The organism is Chitinophaga horti, assembly GCF_022867795.2.
Taxonomy (GTDB): Bacteria; Bacteroidota; Bacteroidia; order Chitinophagales; family Chitinophagaceae; genus Chitinophaga; species Chitinophaga horti.
The window spans coordinates 5,229,096-5,255,831 of the sequence record NZ_CP107006.1; the positions used below are offsets into that span (position 1 = coordinate 5,229,096).

Below are 26,736 nucleotides of genomic sequence, written 5' to 3' on the forward strand. Positions count from 1 at the left end.
CACCTCCTAACAATTCCAAATACAAAAGGTTTAACCTCCGGCGCCATTTTTTTGAGGTATCCCACTGGGGTAATTCCTATTTTTGCAGCCTCATTAATAATGACCGCTTTGAAAAATATCGCCATTTTCGCTTCAGGGGCAGGCAGCAATGCCCAAAAGATCATCGATCACTTCCGTGGCTCCCAGTCCGTTTCCGTTAAACTGATACTTTGTAATAAACCGGGCGCCGGCGTACTTAACATCGCTGCCAGCGAAAACATCCCATCTATATTAATAGAAAAGGAGCCGTTCTTTCACTCCGATCATTACGTGCAAATGTTGCAACAGGCGGAAATCGACCTGGTGGTACTCGCCGGCTTCCTCTGGAAGGTACCCTCCAACCTCGTGGCCGCCTATCCGGATAAGATCATTAACATTCACCCCGCCCTGCTGCCCAAATTCGGTGGAAAGGGTATGTACGGCAACTTCGTGCACGAAGCGGTGATCGCCGCCGGCGAAAAGCAAAGTGGCATCACGATCCATTATGTAAATGATAAATACGATGATGGCCGCATCATCCTCCAGGAAACCTGCGACATCACCGAAAACGACACGCCGGCTACCCTCGCCGGTAAGGTACATGCGCTCGAACACCGTTTTTACCCGGCAATTGTGGAACGATTATTGTCCTGATCTAGATGCACACCGCGTTGATTCAAAGCTCATTTATCTATATGAAAAGAGTATTACTCATCCTGATGCTGGCCTCCTGCACAAGCCTCACGCTTCGTGCCCAGGACAAAGCTCGCCAACCCAAAGATCTCCGGACTTTTATCAAAATAAACCCAACCAGCTTCATCAGCTCCCTCGATCTTACGGTGGAACAAATGCTGTCTGACAAACTGAGCATCGAACTGGGCGTTATGGGTATATACACCGACTACCCCGACTATCTCCTGGCCAAACGTATCGATCTTGGCCAGAAGAAACCCCGCATCAGCACTACACAATTCGTTGAGGCGCAAGGCCTGGGCTTCAGGGCCGGCATGCGCTGGTACCTCGGCCGCGAATCAGGGGTGTTACATGCCCAGGGCACGTACTTCCAGCCCATGCTGTTCTACAAAAAGATTTTCTACCCGAAAGAGAACTTTATCATCAATGATGTTACCTACACCGGCGACGGCACCAAAAACGTCTACGGCGTTCAGATGCTGATGGGCCGCCAGTTCTCCCGCGGCCACTTCGTCATGGACCCGTACCTCGGCATCGGCCTCCGCACCAAGGTGTACGATTACCTGGTATACGACGAGAAAAACGGTGTCGCCACCCCCGACAATGGCCGCCTGGTTCAGGTACTTCCCAGTCTCCACCTGGGCATCAAGATCGGTCTCGGTTTCTGATTTTTCATTTTACCAACTCCAACACCTTCTTCAGCCGCCGTTGTGTCACTCACTTCGGCGGCTTTTCTTTATTCAGCGAAACGACTCCCCCTTTCCCGTCATGGCGAACAAAGTGAAGCCATCTTCGTGTGCTGGTTTCGCATAAGTAGTTCATGGCTGCCAACCTTACTGCCGCGAAGACTGAAGCGGATGTTCGCTTCCTTTCAGTCTCACTAGCAGAAATCTAAAAATTACTCACATCGATGGCGGAAACGTTCGTTCATGGCGAGTCCTCGCATGCATAGTCGTGGTCGCTACTACCAGGGCGCCCCGGGGAGCTCCGGGAACTGCGGAAAGGGCCCGGAAAGGGCCTCGAAAGGGCATAGCTCTTACCTGGCTTGCTTTACAGCAGGGTCATTCCCCGGAAATGCTTGTAAACAGGATGTTTCAGCGTTTCACTTTTGCGCATCCGTACAAATCGGCTACATCGTTCTCAATTCATTGATAATGCTGGTGGCGCCGCCCTTTTGCTCATCCGAACAAATCGGCTACATCGTTCGGGCAACCTTGCTGTATACTTCGTTAATAGTTCGTTTATCCTTCGTAAATACTAGGTATATAGTTCGTATTGCTGCGAATCTTATACGAAGGATATACGAACCATATACGAAGGATGAACGAAGGATGATACAAGGATCGCTATACGATCCAGCAGGAAAGTTGCAGGCATACGAATGGGAACGCCACAGGTTTTAACCCGCAGCGCACGTAATTCGATAGGGTTGATTATTTGCCCTGTAACAGGTACCTCGCCCCCAGAAAGCCGCGAACTCCCTGGTTCGGGGCGAAAACGTAACTGGGGTCGAACGTGAGGCGGTAAGGATTGTCGGGGGTGGCGATTACCTGGCCGTTGGCATCGAACTGTACTTGTTTGTCGAAGGGATCGTGGGCACGGGCGATCGAGTTAGCCGGAGGGGTAAAGTTGAGCAGGTTTTTAACACCGCCGTACACTTCCCACTTGCCCAGCTTTTTGGTAAGCTGTATGTTTTGAATACTCCATACGGGCGACTCGGCCGGACGGGGATCTTCCTCACTCAGCCGCGGCAGCAACATCGGGCCATACAGGTTGCCGGTGTAATCGAGGGTGAGGCCCGCCTGACGGAAGGCATAAGACGCGCTCCACGTAGCGGATAGCTTCTCCGTCAGCATGGGCCGCGAGCGTACCGCGTCGTTTACCTGGTACACGTCCGACCAGGTGGCGCCGGCAATCAGCTTCAGCGGAAAGGAAAATGCTATATCCATATTAAGGCTGGCACCACGCGATACGGCGTGACCGCGCAGGTTCTCATAAATGATCTTTTGCGGGTCGGTCGTATAGTCGGGCAGTATGCGGTTACCGAACCGGGTATAGAACACCGTAGCATCGAAACCGAGGAAGGCGTTGTTCAACGGCACTTTCTTCACAAAGTTCAGGTTCACATTCCAGCTCTGCTCCGGGTCCAGGCGGCCGTTGACCACCACTTCGCGGGCACCGGTGAGGGCGGCATGATCTTCAGTGAAGATAGAAACAACGCGATAACCCGTACCGGCGTTCAGGCGCAGGATGTTGTTATGGTCGGGCGCCCATTTGTAAGCCAGGCGGGGCGTAAAGATGTTGCCGTGAATGGAGTTGTAATCGTACCGCATGCCGAGCAGCAAGGTATGACCAGCGGCGAGGGCAATCTCGTCCTGCACAAAAGCGCCGGGCAGGTAAGTATGGTCTGCCGTGGAGGTAGCAGCGGTATTATCATCATAAAAGGTGTATCGGAAAGGCAGTCCGGCTACGATGCCGTGGCGGCCCAGCTGCTTGTCCCACGTAAGCTGCGCAAAGGCGATGTGCTGTTTCGCCAGGAAGGTGGTAGCACCGTACACCGAGTTTTGGTCGTGCAGGTTGAGGGAGTATTGTAACATCACCTTTTCCCTGACAGGTAGCTGATAGTTGCCGATCACTTCCAAACGCGAGGTGTAAATACTTTCGCCATACACGCTGTCGGTACCCCGCCACTTGCGGTCCCATTGCGTTTGCCCTCCCCAACGATCCTCGTAGAAGTAACGGGCCGCCATAGTGAATATGCGATCGTTTTTGCGGGAAAAGCGCCATTTATTAAACACCGATATGCGATGCTGTAAGGTAACATCGGTAAAGCCATCCCCATTCTTATCCTCCGGATGTTGGTAATTGTAATAGTTTACACCCAGTAAGGCCGTCGCCTTTTTACCCGCATTAAAACGCATCCCCAGGTCAACACTATGTTCCTGCCAGGTAGTGGTCATTACATCGGCAGATATTAGAGGGGCCGTCAGCGGATCTTTCGTGATAATATTGATCAGGCCTGCTACTGCTTCTGAACCATACAGGGCGGATGCGGGACCTTTCACCACTTCTACCCGCTCCACCAGGCTGTTCGGAATGCCTGATAACCCGTACACCGTAGACAGCGCGCTCACGATCGGCATGCCATCGATCAACACCATGGTATAAGGGCCTTCGAGCCCATTAATGTGGATGTCGCCAGTATTACAAACATTACAGTTCAGCTGCGGCCTTACCCCGTTTACGTTTTGCAAGGCATCGAAAATACTGGGGGTGGGATTACGCTTGAAAAACACCGGCGAATACACTTCTACCGGTACGGGGCTGTCCATCTTACCCACTGCTTTTAACGTACCCGATACTACGACTTCGTTCAGCGAAGATGCCACCGCCTGTAAGTTGACCTCCCGGCTATTACTTCCCGCCGCCAGCTTAACAGCCTGTACATACTTTACGTAACCAACGGCGGTTACCTGCAGCGTATAACTTCCGGCGGCCAGACCATCTATCTTAAACGTCCCGTCTTCTTCACTACTCGCTCCCCGGTGCAGTTCCTTAATGCCTACCGATGCAAAGGGTACTGGCTTTCCATCTGCCATTATACGGCCCATAAGCACAACAGGCTGCTGTGCCAAAGCGTTGATATGCATCGATAAAAAAAGAAAAAAGATCCAGGGTTTTAAGTGTGTATGAATGTTCATGTTAACAAATTTAAAAATTGAAACAACATCCATCTAAATATATTTTTAGACAAGCCTAAACATGAAAAGTTATCCAGTTAGGCATTTACGCCAATAACTGACTCGCAGCCAACAAGTTGTTAAAGTCCTTTCACATTTGCCAGAGCGGTGGGAATTGTCTAATTTTGATACGAAGTTGCATGCAAACAGGGAAATTTTTAGGCTGGGACTAAAACTCGTTACCTTTGCATATTGTTTACTAGCCAGCGAGAGGATATGTCGAAGAAAACGATCTTTATTACAGTATTTTTTGTGGCGCTCAGCGCCGTCTTTCTTGGGTACGCCTCGATGGTGATCAAGAACGAAACGGGTACTTATTTCGGTAAGGAGAAATTGCCTGTGCTGGGCACTCCGGGCCATAAGATAAAAAGCTTTTCCTTCACGAACCAGGATGGCCAAACGGTTACCCGGGAAAATGTGGAAGGCAGGTTTTATGTAGCCGAGTTCTTTTTTACAACGTGCACCGGCATCTGCCCAAAAATGAACACTAACCTGGAAAAGGTGTATAAAACTTATAAGTCTAACCCAAACTTCCTGATCCTTTCGCACACGGTTGATCCGGAAGTGGATACCCTGCCTGCGCTACGTGCATATGCACAAAAACATCACGCAGATCCTAAAAACTGGTGGTTCCTCACCGGCTCTAAACGCGACCTGTATAAAATGGCCCGCGAGAGCTACATGCTCGATGACGGCACGTATACCGGTCCGGATGATTTTGTACACACGCAATGGTTTGCGCTGGTGGATACGCAGGGCCGTGTGCGCGGTTTTTATGAAGGCACCAAAACAAAAGACATCGATAAACTGATTAGTGACATCGATCGTTTAATACACGAATAACCAACTGTTACCATGACATCGAAACAACAGGAACGGATAGAGCAGCTATTACGCGAAAATAAGTTGAGCGTTACGGACACCCGCGTAAAGATGCTGGAAATGTTCATGCAAAGTAAAGCCGCGTTGGAACACGCCAGCTTCGAAAAGCTGAATGGCAAAGCGTTTGACCGGGTTACGATTTACCGCACCCTGCAGACTTTTCTCGATAAAGGCATCGTGCATAAGATACCGACCACAGACACTTCGGTACGATACGCGATGTGTAAATCTGATTGCAAGGAGCACGAGCATCATGACCATCATGTACACTTTCAATGTGAAAGTTGCGGATCTACTACCTGCCTGGATGATACAGATGTACCGCAGATAGCATTGCCAAACGGGTTTGCGGTAAGTAATGTGGAGGTAGTGGTGAGTGGGGTTTGTAAAGATTGTAAATAACTTAAACATAGAAGCGGCGGTCAGTAACTGACCGCCGCTTTCATTTTATCCCAACGTTGCTATTTCTTTTTGCACGAAATCTGCCAGCTCCTTCACATAGTCTGGTGAGAAATCGAACCTAATGCCTGCCGCTTCATACAGTTCGCGCAGGGTTTTGGTGTAACCCAGGCTCAATGCCTTCTCGTAGTTGTCGAGCGCCTGCTGCGGATTTTCTTTATATTGTTTCCACATCGCGATAGCGCCCAGTTGTGCAATGCCGTATTCGATGTAATAGAACGGTACTTCAAACAGGTGCAGCTGTTTTTGCCAGCTGATGGCACGATGTTCTTCGAGTCCGCTCCAGTCCACCGTATTACCGGAAAACTCGTTCAGGATTTCTACCCACTTAGCCGTACGTTCTTCCACGCTATGCTGCGGATGTTCATATACCCAATGCTGGAATTTATCGATCGTTGCGATCCAAGGGAAGATGGTGATCGACCGTTTCAATTGCTGTTGTTTTGCGCGCAGCAGTTCTTCGGGATTACTGAAGAAAATATCCCAATGGTCCATGCTGATCAGCTCCATGCTCATGCTCGCCACTTCGGCGATTTCCATCGGGTACTCTTTGAAAGCGCTTAATGGCAGCGGGTGACTCAGGAAAGAATGAATGGCGTGACCACCTTCGTGTACCATGGTGATGAGGTCTTTCATTTGACCGGCGGCGTTCATGAAGATGAAAGGCACACCTGTTTCGGCCAGCGGACAGTTATAACCTCCGGGTGCTTTGCCGATGCGGCTTTCGAGATCCACCCGGCCCATTTTCTTCATCACACGTAAGCAGTCGCCGAAGAAAGGACGCAGGCGATCGAAACAGGCAATGGAGCTGTCGATCAGTTCTTCACCGGTTTTGAAAGGCTCCAGCGGTTTTACACCAGCCGGTTCCGCCTCCGTATCCCAGGGACGGAGCGGGTCTACGCCCAGCTTTTCCTTTTGTTTTTCCAGTACCTGCGTTACGATAGGCAGGATGTGTTCGCGGATGGCGGTATGGAAGCGGAAGCAATCTTCTTTAGTGTATTCAAAACGGCCCAGCTCCTCGAATTTGTAATCACGATAGTTGGCGAAGCCGGCGTTCTTCGCCACCTGGTCGCGCTTCTGCACGAGCGTGGTGTAAAGATCGTTAAGGGCATCTTTGTCCTGCATACGACGGGCGGCTGTTTTGCGGAACACCTCTTCGCGTTTGGCGCGATCGTTGCTTTCCAGGAATTTGGCAGCCTGCTGCAACGTGTATTCTTTTCCGTCGAGCTCAATGGTCATTTTACCATTGATAACACCGTACTGCTGTGCCATCACGCTCAACTCCGCCTGCAGGGGAATATTTTCTTCATGAAACAGTTTTACCTGTTTGTTTACATTACGCAGGTAGGTGAAATACAGCTGCTGGTCCAGTTCTTTGGTGAAGGGGCAGTCGAGCAGTTTGCGGTTAAGCGCATCTGCATAAGGTTGCAGCTTGGGTTGTATTTCCATGCAGAAGTAGGTAAAAGCCTCTTCCAGCGATTTATCGGTCGTATCGCAGGTCATTTTGATCTGGCGCCAGCAGGCGTCTTCACTTACGATCGCTTCCAGTTCGCTCATGTCGCGCAGCCATTGTTCCAGCGCTTTAACATCCGTAAGCGGGCGCTGTTGCAGTTCCTCGAAGTAAGGTTGCAGTACGTCCCAGCTTGTCACTTCAAAATTCTCCGGCAAAAAGTGCCTTGGTAATTTTTCTATTTGTGCGTTCGCCATGTTGGTATGCTTGTTTTCCGGGTAAAAAAGAAAGTTCCGGCCTCCCTTTTCGATGGAAAAGGAAGCCCGGAACTTCAAATATGACTTAAAAAAACGGAGAAAACTACTCTTCCGTCTTCTTCTTAGCGGCTTTTTTAGGCTTCGGCGCGTCTTCGCCTTCAGCACCTTCTGCAGCGGCCTTTTTAGGTGCACGTGCTTTTTTCGGCTTTTCAGCACCAGCTTCGGCAGCTTCGCCTTCAGCAGCTTCTGCGTCTGCTTTTTTAGCTTTCGCCTTTGCTTTAGGTTTCGCCTCTTCGGTAGCTTCGGTAGCAGCTTCAGTACCTTCTGCTACTTCTTCGCCTTCTTCTGCCAGGATCTCATCGAACTTCAGCAGTTCGTTTTGTTTGAGAATACCGTACCATTTCACCATTTTCTTCATATCACTTACGTATACGCGCTCCTCGTCAAATTCGGGGAATACGCTTTTGAAGTAGGCTTTAATGGTATTATTGTCAGATTTAGGATCGATGATCGCGGACTTTGATTCGTTTTCCTGCATGGCTTTGAATACCAGGGCCAGGTTTACGTTATCGCCTGTAGTGAATACTTCGATGCTTTCCAAGGGGGTAAAGTTGTGGATGCGGGAAGACACAAAGCGCGTGCTTTTATCTTCGAGCGACCTTACAATAGCGCCGTCCTGTTTACTGGCTACCAACTGGAATAAACCACCTAAACCGGTCACTGCGACAATTTCTCTGTACTGCATGTTCTATTTTTTAAGAAGGGCAAATATAAAAAATTAGAATAGATTGACGGCCTGGTAAATTTTATTTCCGGTTTTGGCTACCTCCAGCCTCTCCCCAACATAACCGGCAACCTCCACCTCTCCACCCGACCCGCCGCATCGAACACCTCGGCATAAATGACGTACGCCCCCACTGGCAGCGCCTCCTGGGCATCTGACAGCCCGTTCCAGGTTAACCGGCCGGTGTTGCCTAACAGGTGATTGCGGGCCAGCAGGCATACCCGCCGGCCGGCGGCGTCGAATACCGTGATGTTCGCCACTTTGCCCGGGGCGGTGAAGTTATAGTGGATAAATGCCAGGTCGTCGCGGCCGTCGTTATCGGGCGAAAAAACCTCCGGGGTTACTGAGAACGCTGTCGTACTGGCTCCTGCGGCCGATTGTTGGCTATTGACGTAGCCGGGCGTCGCATGACCAGCCTGGGAGGCGGCGGAGTGCCAGGTGGCGGGCGTTTGGTCGCTTAACCGCTCCAGTGAGATGCCTTCCCGGTTGGTAATGAGCGGGAAATGCTGCTTTTCGGAGTAGGCAAATTCGTCCAGCACGGTGCCCTGGCGGTCCAACAGCACAACGGTGCCGGCATCGTCCGGGAAGGAGGGTATGGGTAATTGAATAACATCACGAACTGCTTTACAGGCGTATTGGCGGCAGAGCGCCAGGCGCTGGCCGGTAAGGGCAACATAGCCGCCGGGCAGCAACTGGCGCTCTGCCGCAATGCGTGTGATATTGTCGAGGGAGCCGTCGGCTTTGCGGTTGGCGAGGTACAGCTGCGAAAGATCGATTACCTGCTTGCCCGAATTGAACAACTCTACGAAATCCTCTACGCCAGGGGGCGGGTTGAACAGCACCTCGTTGATGATAACCCCACCCGCCACCGCAGGCTCCGGCAATCCGAAGCTGAACGATTCGTTTGTCGGCGAAAGGCCCGAGCAACTTTTGGCCGAGATGAGCTGCACGTCATACAGGCGGCCCGTTCGCAGCGCTTCCGGCAGCGTAATGGTGGCTGAGAGGAATGCGGGCGGTGTTGAGGCCACTGCCTGTGTCGCCATACCAGCAATGGAAACGGCAATGGAATCCAGAACGTAGTTGAATGCCAGATGCAATTGAAGGCTATCCGGGGTTGATAACTCCACGATAGCGGGCGATTGCTGTTCGGAGAGAAGACCGGCCACCGCGTTCACCTGTCCGGGTGTACCTCCCAACAGGGCAGTGGAAGCTTTCCAGTTGGCCTGACCGGAACAGGCGGCGTTGGCATCGATCATTTCCAGGCTCCAGCCACCTTCTTTACGCAGGTCGCTTTGGTACCATTCTTTTGTGTAGGATACGGCATGCATCATACTACCGGCGGCGTCATATAATCCGAGATTATCCTGCTCATTACCGAGCGTAGGGAAATGAGCGATCGTGAGCGCACGGTTAAACTTACCGGCAGAACATAACACCACAAAACTATCTGCAGGCAAACGATAAGGCGGCAATATCACACTATCTTCTCCTGCAAAAAATCTCCAGCCATCGAGCCGAATCGGATAATCACTGCGATTATACAGCTCCACGTACTCAAATGTTGGCAGTCCTACCGAAGGCGACGGATCGGCAAAAATTTCATTCATCACAATATCGTAACGCTGCGGGCGATAATAAACCAGGCTGGTATCGAGCGCTGGCATGATCAGCTGCACTTCATCACGAACGTTATTTATTGTGAATGCAAAAGGCGCTGTTGAAACGAATGGCGTATCATAATATAAAAGATACCCTCCCGGTGTCGACACATCCTGCGACAACATCGCAGGCAAAGGAGAAAAATTTTTGACATTCAGGCTATCAGGCGTTTCAGAAAATAACACGAAAATATGTTGTGAATCTCTAACCTCAAGCTGCACCAGCAAAGGCGGGTTAGTGTCGGGTACAAACGCAGCGCAGGCAATACTATCAAAATAGTGTTTACCCCAAAAGCCGCTGGTAGACTGCCGCACGAGCAGTCCAAAATAGCCTCCCTGCAACGTAGCAGTATCAGTCATTTTCCCTTCCTTGGTAAACCGGCCGTCGGGCGGACTGGTAAACAGTTGCCATTCATTGTTCGCGGTCCTGGTCACCTTCACCATCAATTCGTTCGCTGTTGCCGCTGTGCTGCCGTCGCGGCCGTCAATGAGTTTTGTGATGGTACCGTTGCGTGTTTTGCGGTACAGGCTTACCTCGTCCTGGGTGTTGCCTATCCTTACGAAGTAGCCGGCCGCTGCGGGTAGCGAATCGTCATCTGCTACGAGAAACACGTCTGCATAATTCGTGGAAGAGGTGTTAAAGTCCAGCCGTATCCACCATTCCCATTGCACTTCGGTGGGCGTAGTAGCCTGTCTGCTTAAATAAAATGTAGCATTGGCGCGGTTACTCACCGACTTCAACACGCCATTCGTAATGGTCCAGGAACTATCGCTGCCCTTCCACGCGGGAAGTTCGTGCATGCCGGACACATTAAAATTTTCGGAGAATTGGCCGTAAGCCAATAAGGGCGCGCAAAGCAGCGCACAAACAATTCGGGTTAACATAACTTGTTGGTTTTAAATGAAGTTAAAGAAATCTTTGTATATCTCTCTAAAAAAACTTCATAAAAATGAAGTCCCGAAGTATTAATTTTGAACTCCTTTTTAAAACACAATAAAAAAACAATGAAAGTAGCCGTAGTAGGGGCCACCGGTCTGGTAGGCACCAAAATGTTGCAAGTGCTCGAGGAAAGAAATTTCCCGGTAACAGAACTTATTCCTGTAGCGTCTGAAAAGTCTGTAGGCAAGGAAGTAACATTTAAGGGCAAGCCATATAAGGTGGTGAATGCCGATACAGCTATTTCTATGAAGCCGGCCGTAGCCTTGTTTTCTGCCGGTGGCAGCACCTCCCTGGAGTGGGCGCCTAAATTTGCCGAAGCGGGTATCACCGTTATCGACAACTCTTCTGCATGGCGTATGGACCCTACCAAAAAACTGGTAGTACCTGAAATCAATGGTGACGCACTCACACCCGAAGACAAGATTATTGCCAATCCTAACTGTTCTACCATTCAAATGGTGTTGGTATTAGAGCCGCTGCATAAATTGTACAATATCAATCGTGTAGTCGTGTCCACTTATCAATCTGTAACAGGTACAGGTGTGAAAGCAGTTGATCAGTTAATGAATGAGCGTAAAGGCGTTGAAGGCCCTAAAGCTTACGCACATACTATTGACCTGAACGTTATTCCGCAGATCGACGTGTTCCTCGAAAATGGTTATACCAAAGAGGAAATGAAGATGGTAAAGGAAACGAAAAAGATCATGCGCGACGATAACATCAAAGTAACTGCTACTACTGTACGTATCCCGGTAATGGGTGGTCACAGCGAATCAGTGAACATTGAGTTTGGAAAAGAATTTGAACTGGCCGATGTTCGTAAAAGCCTGGAAACCGCGCCAGGACTGGTAGTGGTAGATGATCCTGCAAATGCAAAATACCCGATGCCGAAAGATGCGCACGAGCGTGACGAGGTATTTGTAGGTCGTATTCGCCGCGATGAATCGCAGGATAAAACATTAAACCTCTGGATAGTAGCCGACAACCTTCGTAAGGGAGCGGCCACCAATGCCGTGCAGATCGCCGAGTACCTGCATCAGCAAAAGTGGATAAGCTAAGGCAAATATCCACATGTGAATAACTTCAAATCCCATAGTGTAATTACTATGGGATTATTTTTCTAAAGAATATTGTTTTTTATAAATATTAGCTGTAAATTCACTTCCACATCACGAGTTACTGAGAGGCTTACACGATATACCGCTGCCAACGAGAGTGCCTATGAGCGTCGTCCTATTTTGAAGTGAATCATTGAGAGAGCGTGTAACGTCCATGTCAGCGAAAAAATTACACAGAAGTAGTATTGAATTGTGCCAGATTAAATTGAATTTTGAAATGAAATCCTATGCAATCTGTTTCAAAAGAGTTATTAAAGTTTATTTCACAATTACTAAACTAAATACCCTTTCCTATGAAAACCAACACCAATCGTGAGCTGCTTCTTATGCACAAGTTCACTGAAGAGTGGAGTTCAAATTTCTCGTCGCAGGTTTCGCGCATTATGAGCATTGTAGACCAGAAGGATACAATCGATGGAATCATTCCTATCGTTGAAGTAGCCAACGTTTACAACCAACGCTTCGCTCAGACAAGAACAGATAAAGAAAATCTATTAAAGAACCGTAAAGCGCGTCCATTTGAGTTTTTAATACACAAGAATTAATTGTCCGTTTCGTTTTGTTGTTAGTGATACTAAACGTCCATGGACTATATTCAGGTGGTCCATGGACGGACAACAACTTTAGTAACACGGTTGCATATACGAATTAATACAATGCCAACCCCGACAGGAGCTTTCACCCTATTTATCCGTCTGTCATCCGGTTTTTTCCAATCAATAAATTAATCGAACGCTCTGTTTAAGAATGCGAGGAAAGGATGCATCACCGCAAAGGTTTTGAGTATCTCTCTCGTTAACGCAGGTTGCGTGCACACTTCATCTGTAAAGCTCTTGCTTACGGTAAGACTTTTCAATTTGAGATAGGCGAGTGCCGGATTATCGGCGCTATAACCCTGGGGCACTGTTTTGAGTGCGTCGCCGTCTACCTTTCCGAACGCGCGAATAAATTCTTTCTGCGAGATAATATCCTGGAACTCGGCAAAGTTGTAGTCTATTTCCTGCCGCGTTTTTTTCAGAATGGGCGCATCGGGCATCCATAGTCCGCCTGCAGCAAAGCTTTTACCTCCCGGTTCAAAATGAAAGTAGTAGCCTGCATAAGGCGATTTTTTTCCTCCCTTCGCAAAGGCGGCCCCCATATTGGTTTTGTAGGGCGACTTATCTTTCGAAAAACGCACGTCTTTGTAAATCCGGAACGTACAATCCTTTACCTGTAATCCCTGTATATCTTCATCCTGTCTTGAAAGGCCGTCTATAATCTGCTGAACAAGGCTCTCGTAATCCGCTTTTGCTTCCTGGTATTGTGCTTTGTGCTCGTCAAACCAGGGCTTATTGTTGTTTTTCTGAAGCTCCTTCAGGAACTTCAAAGAAGATGGGCTCAACATAATGAGTATCAGTTTACGCTTAATTGCTGACAAAATATACAAAATAAAGAAAAGAAGCGCCACAATTATGGCGCTTCCTACAAGCAGGAATAATTCAGATGGTTGCCTTCAGCCTGTAACGGCGTGGCAAAAGTGTGCGATAAACATCGCACACTTTTAAGCGTAACGCGGTTTTGTTAAACCTTTCTTATATGAGCCAAATCTTAAAATTTGTAGATAGCCGCCAGCAGGAAGTTAGCAGTCGCCTTCTTCGCTACGTCGCCTTTGGAGAACAACTCCTCCGACGCCTGGTCAAGCCGGAACTCCGGCACCAGCGTAAACCCGCCAACCTTGTAGTTAGCCGATAAAGTGAATGCCATTACCCCCCCGCCGTCGTCGTACTTCACAGGATCGGTGAAAATTTTAAGACCGTCTTTGTCAGAGAAGTACTCGCTGCGAAGCGTAAGTCCGAAGCTTTCGGTCGGGTCCACGTTCAGGTACAGCGCAGAACCCCACCAGTCGTAGGATTCACCGTTTTTATAATGGCTAACGGTACCATTATAACCGATGCCGAATTTCGAGGTAGCCTGGTAAGTGATCACCGCATCGAACTGGTCGTTACGTACCTGGAAGGTATCGCGACCGCCAATGTAGTTCAGGTAAAACTTGAAAGGCACGCTGGACGGCGAAAAGCCCCACTGTGCGCCCACATACTTGTTGTTAGTGAACGAAGCAGATTTAAGATCGGTGGGATTGAACACCCCTACCATGAAACTATGCGCACCAAAGCTCATATCCGCCTTTACACCCGTGTGAAAAAACGGACCGTACGAGAACATGTAGGACATGCTGTAGTTGCGGTTCAGGTAAGCGTCCACCAGTTCGTAGCCCACGTGTGTGCCATAAGCACCCAAGGTAAACTTCAACCAGGAAGCCGGAGAATAATGCACATTCAGTTGCTTGATCGCAAACCTCGTGTTATCATCATTGTAAGAAAACTCCTCCGCACGTTTACCGAAGCCCAGATCGGCCACGAAACCTACGTTTTTAAATGAGTGCTCTAATTTTAACGAAGCCATACCTAACTCGAATGAGTTATGCGAATTGGTAAAGCTCGTTTTGTTATCCGAAACGTTTTCGTTGATGTTGAATTTGTAATATACATCCGCGGATGCTGAAATTTTCAATCCTTCCGGTAACAGACGGGTAGAGTCCTGCGCCTGGGCATAGTAAGCCCATGAAGCAGCCAGTAAAGTCAATACAACTTTCTTCATGCTTTGAATTTTAGGTTGATAAATGGAGCTTAGCTGCTAAATGCTAAATATCAAATCTGTTGAGATGGTGTTTGAGGTTTCTTCTTTATTTAACTGTTGAAAGGCTGAGCTGATCATCATATTCCAGGCTGATGTTTCTTGATATCAATACTGGTTAACAAACCTCGATGCGCGCAAATCCTGTCTGATCGTTATAGTCACCGCGGAGCGGGCAATAAGTGCCCTTACCAACCGCGCCGCGGTGATGAAACAGGAGAGATATTAATTAGTGTCAGATCTTATTAATTATCCGGCAATCATTTCTTCTTCTTTCAGCTGACCATTACCGCCCACTTTCATGTTGTTGGGATGGTATTGCTCGTTGTGCTGAGAAGCGTCCAGACCATTAATCTCTTCTTCCTCAGAAACACGCAGTGGGTGGATGAGGTTGATGATCTTGAAGATCAGGAAAGACATGGCCAGGCTGTAAGAAACTACGATCGCCAAACCGATTACGTGATTTTTGAACAGGTCAAAGTTACCGTAGAACCAACCGTCGCTCGCCGCACTGTTTACCGCTTTGGTAGCGAACAAACCGGTGAGCAGCATACCCACAATACCGCCTACACCATGGCAAGGGAATACGTCCAGGGTATCGTCGATAGTGGATTTTGATTTCCAATGCACTACCATATTAGAGATGATGGCTGCGATGAAACCGATAAAGATAGATTGTGGTATACCTACGAAACCAGCTGCAGGTGTGATGGCCACCAGACCAACTACTGCACCGATACAGAAGCCGAGTGCCGAAGGCTTACGGCCACGGATCACATCGAAGAACAACCAGGAGAGACCAGCGGCAGCACTTGCAGTGTTAGTAGTAGCGAAGGCAGATGCAGCGAGGGCGTTAGCACCCAGGGCAGAACCGGCATTGAAGCCGAACCAACCGAACCACAGCAAACCGGTACCAAGTAATACGAAAGGAATATTTGCAGGCGTGAGTTCTTTTTTCTCTACGTGGTCCTTACGGCGCTTTAACACCAACGCACCTACGAGGGCCGCGCAACCAGCAGAAATGTGTACTACCGTACCACCGGCAAAGTCCAGTACACCCAGTTTAAACAGGAAGCCCTGCGGATGCCATGTCCAGTGTGCGATCGGCGCATATACCAGGAGGCTGAACAGTACCATAAACAGTACATAAGAGGTGAAACGGATCCTTTCTGCTACCGCACCAACCACCAGGGCCGGGGTAATGATCGCGAATTTCATCTGGAAAAGTGCGAACAACAGCAACGGAATGGTGGGTGCCAATTCCCAGGGTGCGCCAGAGGTTACTCCTTTAAAGAAGAAGAAGGTGCTGGGTGAACCGATGAAACCCGCCTGAGATTCACCAAACGCGAGGGAGAAACCTACTACTACCCAGAACACGCTGATGATGCCGGCTGCAATAAAGCTTTGCATCAGGGTAGAGATAACGTTTTTCCGGTTTACCATGCCTCCGTAGAAGAAGGACAAACCCGGGGTCATCAGAAATACAAGTGAAGAGGCCACCAAAATCCAGGCGATATCACCATAATTGTATTTACCCTCGGGATCGGAAAAACTCGCCGGCACATCGAAAAAGATCCCCGCAACCGCAACTATTGCCAGGAGAATAAATGGGAGATAATCCTGAAATGATTTTTTCTTCATAGCGTTTGATTTTAAATTTCGTAATAAAAGTAGATTTACGATTTAAAAAATCAAATACATAGGCTAAAAAATGGAAAAAATCGAAAATGAAGGGACAAATAAGGGTTAAACCTCAGTCACATTTCAAATAATAATAATATTAATATTGTTTTGATGGTGGTTAATATCTGCTTAACAATCAGAAAAAGGTCTATAATATGCTGATTAACATCGATTTAACTTTATCTTAACGTTGAAATTGAAAATTTCCAAAAAAGCAGATGGTGGCGCTACTGTAATTTTCAAATATCCCGTTTAAACAAATGTTAATCAGCATATTAAAAATGATGTTCGAAAATATTCATTGCACTTAGCGATCCATTTACGTTACTCATATTATAAATAACCACATGTTAACTTTCTGAAAGCCTGCATGATTTTTTGATCATTTTTGCTTCATCGCCTCCAATTCCTGCTGCATACCGAACATCTGGTCTCTTAGGCGGGCAGCTTCCATGAAATCGAGGTCTTTTGCCGCCTTTTCCATGTCTTTACGCACCTTCGCGATAGCCTTCTCCATCTGTGGGATGGTTTTGACCACATCCTTATTGTACGCGGCTCCGTCCTCGGCCACCACAGATGCGGCAGATGCGTCGTCATGCACGGCATAAGGCGAACTTTCGTCGAAGCTCTTGATTGCCAGCACAGAGGTTTGTCCCATGATCTGTTCTACGGTTTTCTTCACTGTACGCGGAGTGATGCCGTTCGCCAGGTTGTGCGCATGCTGCTTTTCTCTACGACGATCGGTTTCGTCGATCGTACGTTGCATACTGTCGGTCATCTTATCAGCATAGAAAATTACCAGGCCATCTACGTTACGGGCTGCACGACCTGCTGTCTGGGTCAGGGAGCGCTCGTCCCTCAGAAAGCCTTCCTTATCGGCGTCGAGAATCGCCACCAGCGACACTTCGGGTAGGTCGAGACCTTCCCTCAAAAGGTTTACGCCCACCAATACATCGATATTACCCAGGCGCAGGTCGCGTAATATCTCTACGCGCTCCAGCGTGTCCACCTCGGAGTGAATGTAGCGTGATTTTATATTGATGCGATGCAGGTACTTGTCCATTTCCTCGGCCATACGTTTCGTGAGGGTCGTTACCAGCACACGATCGCCTTTGAGAATGCGCTTGTCGATTTCCTCCAGCAGATCATCTACCTGGTTCACGCTAGGGCGAATCTCAATGGGAGGATCGAGCAGCCCGGTGGGACGAACGATCTGTTCTACCACCACACCTTCCGTTTGCTTCAGCTCGTAATCGCCGGGCGTTGCGCTTACGAAGATCACCTGGTTCAGCAGGTTCTCAAATTCGTAGAAGTTCAGCGGCCGGTTATCCATGGCGGACGGCAGCCTGAAGCCAAAGTCCACCAGGGTCAGTTTGCGGGAACGGTCGCCACCATACATACCACTGATCTGCGGCACGGTTACGTGGCTCTCATCTATCACTAATAAGAAATCGTCGGGGAAGTAATCGAGCAGGCAGAACGGGCGGGTGCCTGGCAGGCGCCTGTCCAGGAAACGGGAGTAGTTCTCAATGCCGCTGCAGTACCCGAGTTCGCGGATCATTTCTATATCATAGTTCACGCGATCGCTCAGTCGTTGTGCCTCTATCAGTTTGCCGTTAGCCTTGAAGTATTCTACCTGGGCCAACAGCTCGTCCTGGATTTCGTACAGCACCTGCTGCATCATATCCTTCGACGCCACATACAGGTTAGCCGGGAATATCGCGGCATTCTCCATCGTGCCGATGCGTTTACCATTGGTGATGTCAATACTTTCGATCTCCTCTATCTCATCTCCGAAAAAGGTTACACGATAGCCATAGTCTACGTACGGCAGGTTAATGTCCACCGTATCGCCCTGCACGCGGAAGTTGCCACGGTTAAAATCGCCGGTAGTACGACTGTACAGCGAGTTTACCAGCCCGTGTAGCAGGGTATTGCGCGCCAGCGTTTGGCCTTTATGAATACGGATGATGCTGTTTGCGTACTCGGTCGGGTTACCCATACCGTAGATACACGATACACTCGCCACCACGATAATATCGCGCCGGCCGGAGAGCAGACTGGTAGTGGCACGTAACCGCAACTTATCCAGCTCTTCGTTAATCGCGAGGTCTTTTTCTATATAAGTGTCACTCACAGGCATATACGCCTCTGGCTGATAGTAGTCGTAATAAGATACGAAGTACTCCACCGCGTTATCCGGGAAAAACTGCTTCAGCTCCCCGTACAGCTGTGCTACCAGGGTTTTATTATGCGTGAGCACCAACGTTGGCTTCTGCACGTTCTGCACCACGTTGGCAACGGTAAATGTTTTACCAGAACCGGTCACGCCCAATAAGGTCTGGAAACGTTCACCTTCGGTTAATCCTTCGGTAAGTCTGCGTATTGCTTCCGGCTGGTCGCCGGCGGGTTGATAAGGGGAACTTAATTTAAATTTCATATCAGATGAGTTTTCCGGGCGTAAAAGCCTGCTGGTACCGTAATATGGCTGCTAAAGTCAAAAAAAGGGCGGCCTTCACACACAATTCATATTTTTGTTCGACTTTAGTCCAAAAATACTTATTCATGAACAAATACTTCCAATATTGTGGAAAGCTGTGCGGCCTGGCGTTACTTATGGTTTTATTCTTAGGCAAAGCCCATGCCTGGGGACCGATCGGCCACCGAGTGGTAGGTGAAATCGCAACAAATCACCTGAGCGCAAAGGCGAAAAAGGGTATCGCCGCCCTGATTGGCCGCGAAACACTGGCCATGATATCTAACTGGCCCGACTTTATTAAATCTGACACCACCAATAAATATAGCCACACTTCTAAATGGCATTATGTGGATTTTCCCGGCAACATTTCCCGCGCCGAGTTGGAGAGAGACCTGAAGGCCATGAAAGGTGAGAACCTTTACACGCAGATCCTGGCCACCACCAAACAGCTTAAAGACCCATCCTTATCCAAAGAAAAAAAGGTAGAGGCTTTGAAGTGGCTCGTACACCTGGTGGGTGACCTGCACCAGCCTTTACATGTGGGCAGGGATGAGGACCAGGGAGGTAACAAAATCAGTATCTTCTGGTTCGACCGCCCGTCAAACCTGCATCGTTTGTGGGACGAGCACCTGATCGAGTTCCAGCAGTACAGCTACACTGAGTACACCAGAATTCTGGACATTGCCTCGCCGGCACAGGTAAAAGCTTACCAGGGCGGCTCCGTGATCGACTGGCTGTATGAATCGCATGTATTGTCCGACAAGGTGTATGCACGCACCAAGGACCAGGAGAAACTGAGCTACCGTTACAATTACATCTTTGTAAACGATCTTAATAATCAACTGCTGAAAGGTGGCCTGCGACTGGCGGCTATTTTGAACGGCATCTACGGGGAGTAGGGACGAGGGACGCTGTTATTTAACAGGCCGACCGCCACGAGCAATCGTATTTCATACAATACGGCCTCGATAAAAGGTTAGTTCTAAGTAATCGAGGAATTGGGGCTCGCTGATAAAATTACCCGTAGCCATGAAATACCGAAAAAAAAGAGGCTTTACCAAAAGTAGTTGGATGGTCATGACAATCGCATAAACGAAAAATTTTTCCATCAGGGACCGAATAAAAAAAGAGGCTGCTCGTTACGGGCAGCCTCTTTTTTTATCGATATAATCAAACTATACCAGGTCGATGTCGAAATTCACCAGCTGTACGAACTGTTCGAGGCGGCTGGCAATGTCTTCCTGCGTGATTTCGCGGAGACGCTGTACGCCGAACTTTCTACACAGAAAGAAGCCATAGCAGAACCTACAATGATGGCCGTTTTCATATTCTCGAAAGAGATATCGCGGGTTTTAGCGAGGTGACCGATAAAGCCGCCTGCAAATGTATCGCCGGCGCCGGTTGGGTCAAACACGTCTTCCAGCGGCAGGGCCGGTGCGAAGAAAACGTGGTTCTCGTGGAACAGTAACGCGCCGTGTTCACCTTTTTTGATGATCAGGTAGCGGGGGCCCATGGAAAGTACCTTCTTCGCGGCTTTCACCAGGGAGAATTCGCCACTCAGCTGACGGGCTTCGCTGTCGTTGATCAACAGCACGTCTACCTCTTTCAATACTTTCTTCAGATCGTCCAGTGCCACTTCCATCCAAAAGTTCATGGTATCCATCACGATCAGCTTCGGACGTTGTTTCATTTGTTTGATTACGTCGAGCTGCACCTGTGGGGTAAGGTTACCGAGAATCAGGAACTCGCTGCTCTGGTAGCTGTCGGGGATATGCGGCGCGAAATCGGCCAGCACATTCAGTTCAGTCACCAGCGTATCACGGGTGTTCATGTCCATGTGATAGCGGCCAGACCAGAAGAAGGACTTTTCGTCCTTTTTGATCTGCACGCCTTCGAGGGCTACGCCGCGGGCTTTCAGCGCATCCAGTTCGGTTTGCGGAAAATCGCCACCTACTACAGAAACCTGGTTAATGGGTTTAACGAAGTTAGATGCGGCCCAGGCAATAAACGTAGCCGATCCGCCAATGATCCTGTCTGATTTCCCGAAGGGCGTTTCGATATCGTCGAACGCCATAGTACCTACAACCGTGAGGGACATGCAATATTTTTTAGATGATGAATGCTTGATGAACGCTGGCAAAGGTAAGTCTTATCGATTAAAATTTAGAGGCCGCGCATCTTCCGTTACACTTTTACCTGCTTCCAGCGCCCTTTCCTGAAAATGATGATCCCCGCCAGCGCAATGGCCGACTCCGCAGCCGATATGGCGATAAACACCCCCGCAGGGCCAAGGCCCAACGGTACAGCCAGCACATACGCCAGCGGTATCTGGAAACACCAGAAGCCGAATATGTTGATCACCGTAGGCGTGCGAGTATCGCCTGCGCCGTTAAAGGCCTGCGCGATTACCATGCCGTAGCCATAAAATATGTAGGCAATGGTCACCAGGCGGAGGCATTGGGCGCCGTACCTGAGCACTTCGTCATCCTGGGTAAAGAAGGTCATCATAGCGGGAGCGCCTATCATGTATACCACCGACACCAGTCCCAGGAAGATCATATTAAAGAAGGCCGCTCGCCACACCGACTTCTCCGCCCTATCCGGCAGTTTTGCCCCGAGGTTTTGCCCCACGAGCGTAGCGGCAGCATTGGCTAATCCCCATGCGGGCAGCATGGTAAATATTACCATGCGTATCGCGATCGTGTAACCGGCAAGGGCTTCTTCGCCAAAAATGGAAATAATACGAATGAGGAAGATCCAGCTGGCGGAGCCGATCAGGAACTGCGCCGTACCGCCGGCGGCGATCTTGATGATCCGTCGCACTACAGCCATATCAAACCCGAGGTGCCGCGCCGCAATGTGAATGCCGTTTTTCTTAATAAATAAATGCCACACCTGGTAAAGCACCCCAATACCGCGACCGATCGTTGTACCAATAGCCGCGCCATCCAGCCCTAAAGCCGGCAATGGGCCAAACCCATAAATGAGCGCAGGGCACAACAGGATGTTCAGTACGTTCGCAATGATCAGTGATTTCATGGCGATAGCGGCGTTACCTGCGCCGCGGAAAATACCGTTGATAAGGAAGAGCAGCATGATCACCGCATTACCCGTGAGCATGATGCGCGCATAATTATGCCCCTCGCGAATAACGTCGGCCCCCGCCCCCATGAGCAGCAGGATGTCATCTGCAAAGAAAATACCTGCTAAACTTATCAGGACAGACATGCCTATCATCAGGTAGATGGCCTGCATGGCAGCATGGGCTGCACCTTCAGGATCCTTCTCCCCTGTACGACGAGCCACTACGGCGGTGGAGGCCATACTTAACCCCATTGCCAATGAGTACACCAATGTAAGCACCGATTCGGTAAGCCCTACACTCGCTACTGCCGCCTTACCCAGTTTGCCTACAAAGAAAATATCGACCAGTGCGAACGTAGACTCCATCACCATTTCCAGCACCATGGGTACTGCCAGTAGAAATATAGCCCTGTCGATACTACCCGATGTATACTCCTGTTCGCCTCCTACAATTGACTCTTTTAATAACTTAAAAAAATTCCCTTTACGGGTTGATCCGGTAACCTGTTGCATTGGATGCAATATTATAAGTGAGATAATTTAGTTCATGTTGATGCGCATACACGCGCGGAACACTGCCTGTAGCAGACGACGATAACGTATCCATGGAAATAAAAATTAAAAGTGATGCAATACCGAAGTGCGCTTCGGCGATAAGACGGGGCAAGCTCTATTTAAGCGGTAACCAGGAAGTACCCGGTAGTCATTAGCAGTTCATATTACTATAAGTTGAAGTCAGATCGAAGATAAAAATAAAAAATCATATTCGCCCCATCAAACGATCAGCCACTGCAAATGTTACATACCTGATCATCTTTTTTTTCATCGGATTGGTATTTGAATATTTTTTTGTGACGCTCTAACGCAATACCATCAAGCATTTCAGACGTCATGAAAAATATCTTTCAAAAATTTTTAACCCATAACTGTAACATTCTTTTCTCAACCCTCGTTTAACACATGGATCAAAATAATCCAGTAAACGGAAAACAAACTTATTAAAACGGAAATCATGCTTATGTTAAAAAACCACGCCCTCAAATTGGGATTGCTGGCTACTGCCGTATTTGGAGTTTCACTTGCTGCCTGCAGTGACGATGACGGACCTTCTGCAAGAAGTAAAAAATATGCGCTGACCAATGGTACTGCTACTACTGGCGAAGTGCTGTTCACTGAAAATGCTGACTCTTCCTTCAACGTGAAAGTCACATTAAACAAGTCTACTAAAGACACTACTTACTTCTTCAACATCATTAAAGGTTCTATTGGTACGCCAACAACCGACACGCTGTTGAAATTCACCGCATTCAAGAGCACGGCTACCGGTTCTGTTGTGACTGCGTCTAAAACCAACATCAACAAAATTGTGTTGCCTGGTCAGACAGCTGAAACTAAGTTCACTTATGACTCTGTACTGAAGTACCGTTCATTTGCGATCATCAGCTTTAAGAAAGCATCTGGCGCTGACAGCGTATCTGCTAAAGGTAACCTGTACCAGCCGCAATAAGCGATACTGGAAGTAGTTAAACGGAACAAACTCTTTTTCATCCAGTACGATTTCCCCAAAAAATAATAGCCGGAAATATTTCCGGCTATTATTATGATTGTCATCGTCGAAGGACATGGCTAACGGGAGTTACCCGGTTAAAACATGTTCTGCGTGCGACGATCTTTTTTTTGAGGTCGCATTAATTGCGCAACACCTTAAATTCAGTTCGCCTGTTCAGCTGTCGACCGTCAGGGTTGTCTTTGCCGTTAGGCTGGTTGTTGGGGGCAATCGGTTTGGACTCACCATAACCTTTACTTTCGAGCCTGTTTCGGGCGATACCTTTACTGATAAGGTAGTTTACGCAAGCTTGCGCCCTTGCTTCTGACAGTTTGAGGTTATAAGCATCAGTGCCCTTACTGTCGGTATGTGCACTCAGCTCAATGGTGATGGCCGGGTTATCAATCATAATCTGGAGTAAGGTATCCAACACGACCAGCGACTGCGAACGCAGATCGGCCTTGTTGTAGTCGTAGAAAATATCTTTGAGGATAATCGCCTTGCCGATCTCATAACGATTCAGGCAAAGTGATGGGCTCATCAGCGTATCCATACGTTCGAGCGGATTCGTACTCACCTGCAGTGCTTTGGTGAAGTAGTTTTCTTTTTCCGCCAGTATTTTATAACGCTTTTTCATTTCCACTTCAAACGTGTACAGTCCCGATTCGTCGATTACCATCTGGTCGATCACTTTGTTAGCAACTGTATCCAGCAGTGTCACTTTAGTACCTGTAAGTGGCTGGCGTGTATCGCAGTCCAGCACCAGGCCGCCGAGCATTTTAGATTTACGTTTTACGCTGTAAATTTCCAGGCAGCACACCGATTCACGGTCGGAACTGATATATCCTTTACGCATACCGAGGTCGCTGTCTGCAGATGCATAATACACATCGTCCTTCTGCGAATTGAGCGGAGTGCCCATATTTTCAGGCACCGTCCAGTTGCCGAACTCTCCTTTACTTTGGAAGAAATCTAGTCCCCCAAAACCAATGCGGCCGTTCGTACTGAACACGAGCATCTTTGATTTAGGATCATAAAACGCCGCCTGCTCTTCATCTTTTGTGTTGATGGTGGTACCCATATTTTGCGCGGTGCCTATCTTTCCATCGATGATCGTACTGTACCAGAGGTCATATTTACCCATGCCGCCCGGGCGGTTCGATGCGAACACCAGGTACTTACCATCAGGGGTCGCAAAAGGTTCTTTGGAACTATAACCTGGCACGTTTACCGCAGCATCCAGCGGGGCTGGCTCGCTCCAGGTGTCACCCTGTTTCGCGCTTGTGTAAATCATTGCGTTCTTCACACCATCTTTTACGCTCCAACGGGTCAGGTACATCGTATTACCATCCGCGCTGAAAGCCGGCGTACCCTGTTCAAAACCTTTCGCTATAGGGATCTGCACTTTTTTTTCATTGCTGTAGGAGTCGTTCACACCGGCAGTCGCTTCGTAAATGTTATTCACGAACGGTGTATTCTTTTTCTCCAATTCAGACTGGTCCAGCCGTGAAGAGGTAAAGTATAGTGTGCTAGTATTCGGCTGTGCGGCCGCATAGTTCGCCCCACCCTGGTTAATATTTCCGGCCATCTTTTGCACTTCAAAACGGGATGGCTTCTTCATTTCGTTCGATGCAAATTCGCAGTTCGCTATCTCGAGGTTTGCGCGGTTCGCGTAATCGTCCAGTGTTTTATATTCCTGCTTAAACTGCTGAAACTGACTGAGCGCCTCGTCATACTTCGCATTGGCGCGAAGGCTTACGCCATACCAGAACCGCGCTAGCGGAAACATCGTTGTTGCTTCCGGCTGCGCCAGCACTTCTGCGTACGTCTTTTCCGCATTACCATAATCGAAATACATACGGTAGGATTCTGCCAGCTTGTATACCATCTGTTCATGGTCCTTAAACGCCTTGCCTTTTTTGGGTGTTCGTTTTTCCGGCAGATATGGCTTTACTTCCAGCTTCGTGCTTTTATAACCTCCGAGTGCCCGGGTGTAGTATTGTGCTGCGGAATAATAATCTTTCGATTCAAAGTAATTATCGGCCGTGCGTTTGTAATCCATCACATACTGCGCGTTCACGTATGGTCCAGGGATCAATAACAGCAAGAGCCAGATGCGTGTAATTTTTTTCATAGTCTGAGGTCGTTTGTTTTAACTATACCTAACCTGGTGTTTGAGATCGGGCTTACAATCTTGGGCAGATGAAATACTCTGGCTGTAAGATCCTGCGTTTGCGGCCGATGAACGAGAGCGATAACTCAAATGCATTGTTTGTATTGGTAAAGCGCCTGTAAGACGATGCATTCACGTCATAACTAAGACCGAGTGTAATTCCTTTGTACTGGAAACCAGCGAATGGCACAATTGCATCCTTCAGGCGGTAGTTAAACCCACCCATAATGTCGCACTCCGGGTTAATTTTCACCTGCATGTAAGCACCGCCCACCGTTTCCTCCGCATTACCCTGACGCATATATAAAAGGTGAGGTGTAACCCCGATCATATCTGTTATTTTGATGCGGGTACCGCCATGTATGAGGTAACGCATCGGCAACTTGTGTGTGTTTTCATCTTCAGCCACGAACGGATCTTCCGGCTGCGTAAGGCGTGCTACTGCAACGCCCGCAAATGGATTGAACATATGTTGCGGATCGCCGTCGAAATAGAGCGCTCCGGCACTTGCGTCGAATACCGTTGACGATGTTGCTTTCAATGTTTCGCCAGATGGAATGCTTGGATCAAAACCGGACACCGGGTTGTACTGGCTGCCCATCTGGAATTTCGTTTGGTCAACGCGGCGGTTAATCAATCCCGCCTGCAAACCGAAAACCAGGCGCTGTGAACCTTCGCGGCCAAACTTGATACCGCTGTAGGATACAGATGCCATTCCATTAAAATAATTATAGCCCGCCTCACCGGCTGCCATGTTGAGCGCAGTAATACCGACACCAATGTTTTTCTCGGTGGCCGCATCAAATGATACTGCCGTAGTTGAGTACGGATGGCCAATATTAGTACCTTGTGTACGATGGTTTACGGTAATGCGGTAATCACCGTCGATGATACCCGCCAATGAAGGATTTAACCATAAGGGATAGGCATAATACTGTGCGAAGTGAGGGTCTACCTGGGCCGATGCAAGTTTCGGGAGACAGGCAGCAACGGTCAACATTACGAAGATGGAAACTCTTCTCATATGAATGCTTTTTCTTGGTTCTTAATTTACCGGAATGGATCGCCCGGGGAGGCGCCATTCCGGCTTTATTACATG

Annotated in this window: 20 protein-coding genes; 8 read left to right on the forward strand and 12 right to left on the reverse strand. The window is 48.7% G+C overall.

Annotation, left to right across the window (positions count from 1 at the left end):
• Positions 1-99 precede the first annotated feature (99 nt).
• Positions 100-672 carry a phosphoribosylglycinamide formyltransferase gene (purN, locus tag MKQ68_RS21080; RefSeq protein WP_264280825.1) on the forward strand — a complete coding sequence of 191 codons (573 nt, stop codon included), beginning with the start codon at positions 100-102 and terminating at the stop codon, positions 670-672.
• 41 nt (positions 673-713) lie between these two features.
• A complete protein-coding gene (locus MKQ68_RS21085) occupies positions 714-1,379 on the forward strand; it encodes a hypothetical protein (protein WP_264280826.1) in 666 nt (221 codons plus the stop codon).
• Between the two features lie 765 nt (positions 1,380-2,144).
• On the opposite strand, the gene MKQ68_RS21090 is transcribed toward MKQ68_RS21085, so the two are convergent.
• Positions 2,145-4,412, reverse strand: a complete 2,268-nt coding sequence (locus MKQ68_RS21090) for a TonB-dependent receptor (RefSeq protein WP_285892321.1) — start codon at positions 4,410-4,412, stop codon at positions 2,145-2,147.
• 255 nt (positions 4,413-4,667) lie between these two features.
• Here MKQ68_RS21090 and MKQ68_RS21105 point away from each other — a divergent pair, with 255 nt between their 5' ends.
• Positions 4,668-5,294 carry an SCO family protein gene (locus MKQ68_RS21105; protein WP_264280827.1) on the forward strand — a complete coding sequence of 209 codons (627 nt, stop codon included), beginning with the start codon at positions 4,668-4,670 and terminating at the stop codon, positions 5,292-5,294.
• A gap of 12 nt (positions 5,295-5,306) precedes the next feature.
• On the forward strand, positions 5,307-5,735 hold the full coding sequence (locus MKQ68_RS21110; protein ID WP_244836051.1) for a Fur family transcriptional regulator: 429 nt from the start codon (positions 5,307-5,309) through the stop codon (positions 5,733-5,735).
• Between the two features lie 45 nt (positions 5,736-5,780).
• On the opposite strand, the gene MKQ68_RS21115 is transcribed toward MKQ68_RS21110, so the two are convergent.
• From MKQ68_RS21115 to MKQ68_RS21125, 3 genes are all read right to left on the reverse strand, one after another.
• Complete coding sequence (locus MKQ68_RS21115; RefSeq protein ID WP_264280828.1) at positions 5,781-7,499, reverse strand: M3 family oligoendopeptidase; 1,719 nt, start codon at positions 7,497-7,499, stop codon at positions 5,781-5,783.
• A 103-nt stretch (positions 7,500-7,602) separates the two neighbouring features.
• The gene (locus tag MKQ68_RS21120; protein ID WP_264280829.1) at positions 7,603-8,244 is read right to left on the reverse strand and encodes a DUF5606 family protein; all 642 of its coding nucleotides are present in this window, start codon (positions 8,242-8,244) and stop codon (positions 7,603-7,605) included.
• Between the two features lie 77 nt (positions 8,245-8,321).
• Positions 8,322-10,826 carry a lamin tail domain-containing protein gene (locus MKQ68_RS21125; RefSeq protein ID WP_264280830.1) on the reverse strand — a complete coding sequence of 835 codons (2,505 nt, stop codon included), beginning with the start codon at positions 10,824-10,826 and terminating at the stop codon, positions 8,322-8,324.
• 120 nt (positions 10,827-10,946) lie between these two features.
• Between MKQ68_RS21125 and MKQ68_RS21130 the strand changes: the two genes are divergently transcribed.
• Both MKQ68_RS21130 and MKQ68_RS21135 read left to right on the forward strand, forming a co-directional pair.
• Complete coding sequence (locus tag MKQ68_RS21130; RefSeq protein WP_244836066.1) at positions 10,947-11,939, forward strand: aspartate-semialdehyde dehydrogenase; 993 nt, start codon at positions 10,947-10,949, stop codon at positions 11,937-11,939.
• A 353-nt stretch (positions 11,940-12,292) separates the two neighbouring features.
• Complete coding sequence (locus tag MKQ68_RS21135) at positions 12,293-12,544, forward strand: hypothetical protein (RefSeq protein WP_244836068.1); 252 nt, start codon at positions 12,293-12,295, stop codon at positions 12,542-12,544.
• A 179-nt stretch (positions 12,545-12,723) separates the two neighbouring features.
• On the opposite strand, the gene MKQ68_RS21140 is transcribed toward MKQ68_RS21135, so the two are convergent.
• The 4 genes from MKQ68_RS21140 to uvrB all read right to left on the reverse strand — a co-directional run bounded on the left by MKQ68_RS21140 (position 12,724) and on the right by uvrB (position 18,795).
• Entirely contained in the window at positions 12,724-13,416 is a 693-nt protein-coding gene (locus MKQ68_RS21140; protein ID WP_264280831.1) for a DUF2461 domain-containing protein, read from the reverse strand.
• 170 nt (positions 13,417-13,586) lie between these two features.
• Positions 13,587-14,636, reverse strand: a complete 1,050-nt coding sequence (locus tag MKQ68_RS21145) for a porin (protein ID WP_264280832.1) — start codon at positions 14,634-14,636, stop codon at positions 13,587-13,589.
• Between the two features lie 285 nt (positions 14,637-14,921).
• The gene (locus tag MKQ68_RS21150; RefSeq protein WP_264280833.1) at positions 14,922-16,313 is read right to left on the reverse strand and encodes an ammonium transporter; all 1,392 of its coding nucleotides are present in this window, start codon (positions 16,311-16,313) and stop codon (positions 14,922-14,924) included.
• Between the two features lie 424 nt (positions 16,314-16,737).
• A complete protein-coding gene (uvrB, locus tag MKQ68_RS21155; RefSeq protein ID WP_264280834.1) occupies positions 16,738-18,795 on the reverse strand; it encodes an excinuclease ABC subunit UvrB in 2,058 nt (685 codons plus the stop codon).
• Positions 18,796-18,920: 125 nt separating this feature from the next.
• Between uvrB and MKQ68_RS21160 the strand changes: the two genes are divergently transcribed.
• On the forward strand, positions 18,921-19,733 hold the full coding sequence (locus MKQ68_RS21160) for a S1/P1 nuclease (RefSeq protein ID WP_264280835.1): 813 nt from the start codon (positions 18,921-18,923) through the stop codon (positions 19,731-19,733).
• Positions 19,734-20,032: 299 nt separating this feature from the next.
• On the opposite strand, the gene MKQ68_RS21165 is transcribed toward MKQ68_RS21160, so the two are convergent.
• Positions 20,033-20,932, reverse strand: coding sequence for a PfkB family carbohydrate kinase (locus MKQ68_RS21165; protein ID WP_264280836.1), 900 nt, complete (start codon positions 20,930-20,932; stop codon positions 20,033-20,035).
• Positions 20,933-21,018: 86 nt separating this feature from the next.
• On the reverse strand, positions 21,019-22,431 hold the full coding sequence (locus MKQ68_RS21170; RefSeq protein WP_264280837.1) for an MATE family efflux transporter: 1,413 nt from the start codon (positions 22,429-22,431) through the stop codon (positions 21,019-21,021).
• Positions 22,432-22,930: 499 nt separating this feature from the next.
• Between MKQ68_RS21170 and MKQ68_RS21175 the strand changes: the two genes are divergently transcribed.
• On the forward strand, positions 22,931-23,425 hold the full coding sequence (locus tag MKQ68_RS21175) for a hypothetical protein (protein WP_244836077.1): 495 nt from the start codon (positions 22,931-22,933) through the stop codon (positions 23,423-23,425).
• 181 nt (positions 23,426-23,606) lie between these two features.
• Here the strand turns inward: MKQ68_RS21175 and MKQ68_RS21180 are convergent, their stop codons facing one another.
• Together MKQ68_RS21180 and MKQ68_RS21185 are read right to left on the reverse strand one after the other, a co-directional pair.
• Entirely contained in the window at positions 23,607-25,598 is a 1,992-nt protein-coding gene (locus tag MKQ68_RS21180; protein ID WP_264280838.1) for an OmpA family protein, read from the reverse strand.
• 52 nt (positions 25,599-25,650) lie between these two features.
• Entirely contained in the window at positions 25,651-26,661 is a 1,011-nt protein-coding gene (locus MKQ68_RS21185; protein WP_264280839.1) for a PorP/SprF family type IX secretion system membrane protein, read from the reverse strand.
• Positions 26,662-26,736: the final 75 nt, after the last annotated feature.

Coding starts and splice junctions, on each gene's coding strand:
- MKQ68_RS21105 (WP_264280827.1), top strand. CDS start 4,668: ATGTCGAAGAAAACGATCTTTATTACAGTATTTTTTGTGGCGCTCAGC.
- MKQ68_RS21085 (WP_264280826.1), top strand. CDS start 714: ATGAAAAGAGTATTACTCATCCTGATGCTGGCCTCCTGCACAAGCCTC.
- MKQ68_RS21135 (WP_244836068.1), top strand. CDS start 12,293: ATGAAAACCAACACCAATCGTGAGCTGCTTCTTATGCACAAGTTCACT.
- MKQ68_RS21130 (WP_244836066.1), top strand. CDS start 10,947: ATGAAAGTAGCCGTAGTAGGGGCCACCGGTCTGGTAGGCACCAAAATG.
- MKQ68_RS21115 (WP_264280828.1), bottom strand. CDS start 7,499: ATGGCGAACGCACAAATAGAAAAATTACCAAGGCACTTTTTGCCGGAG.
- MKQ68_RS21165 (WP_264280836.1), bottom strand. CDS start 20,932: ATGTCCCTCACGGTTGTAGGTACTATGGCGTTCGACGATATCGAAACG.
- MKQ68_RS21110 (WP_244836051.1), top strand. CDS start 5,307: ATGACATCGAAACAACAGGAACGGATAGAGCAGCTATTACGCGAAAAT.
- MKQ68_RS21160 (WP_264280835.1), top strand. CDS start 18,921: ATGAACAAATACTTCCAATATTGTGGAAAGCTGTGCGGCCTGGCGTTA.
- purN (WP_264280825.1), top strand. CDS start 100: ATGACCGCTTTGAAAAATATCGCCATTTTCGCTTCAGGGGCAGGCAGC.
- MKQ68_RS21185 (WP_264280839.1), bottom strand. CDS start 26,661: ATGAGAAGAGTTTCCATCTTCGTAATGTTGACCGTTGCTGCCTGTCTC.
- MKQ68_RS21120 (WP_264280829.1), bottom strand. CDS start 8,244: ATGCAGTACAGAGAAATTGTCGCAGTGACCGGTTTAGGTGGTTTATTC.
- MKQ68_RS21150 (WP_264280833.1), bottom strand. CDS start 16,313: ATGAAGAAAAAATCATTTCAGGATTATCTCCCATTTATTCTCCTGGCA.
- MKQ68_RS21125 (WP_264280830.1), bottom strand. CDS start 10,826: ATGTTAACCCGAATTGTTTGTGCGCTGCTTTGCGCGCCCTTATTGGCT.
- MKQ68_RS21175 (WP_244836077.1), top strand. CDS start 22,931: ATGCTTATGTTAAAAAACCACGCCCTCAAATTGGGATTGCTGGCTACT.
- MKQ68_RS21090 (WP_285892321.1), bottom strand. CDS start 4,412: ATGAACATTCATACACACTTAAAACCCTGGATCTTTTTTCTTTTTTTA.
- MKQ68_RS21145 (WP_264280832.1), bottom strand. CDS start 14,636: ATGAAGAAAGTTGTATTGACTTTACTGGCTGCTTCATGGGCTTACTAT.
- MKQ68_RS21170 (WP_264280837.1), bottom strand. CDS start 22,431: ATGCAACAGGTTACCGGATCAACCCGTAAAGGGAATTTTTTTAAGTTA.
- MKQ68_RS21180 (WP_264280838.1), bottom strand. CDS start 25,598: ATGAAAAAAATTACACGCATCTGGCTCTTGCTGTTATTGATCCCTGGA.
- uvrB (WP_264280834.1), bottom strand. CDS start 18,795: ATGAAATTTAAATTAAGTTCCCCTTATCAACCCGCCGGCGACCAGCCG.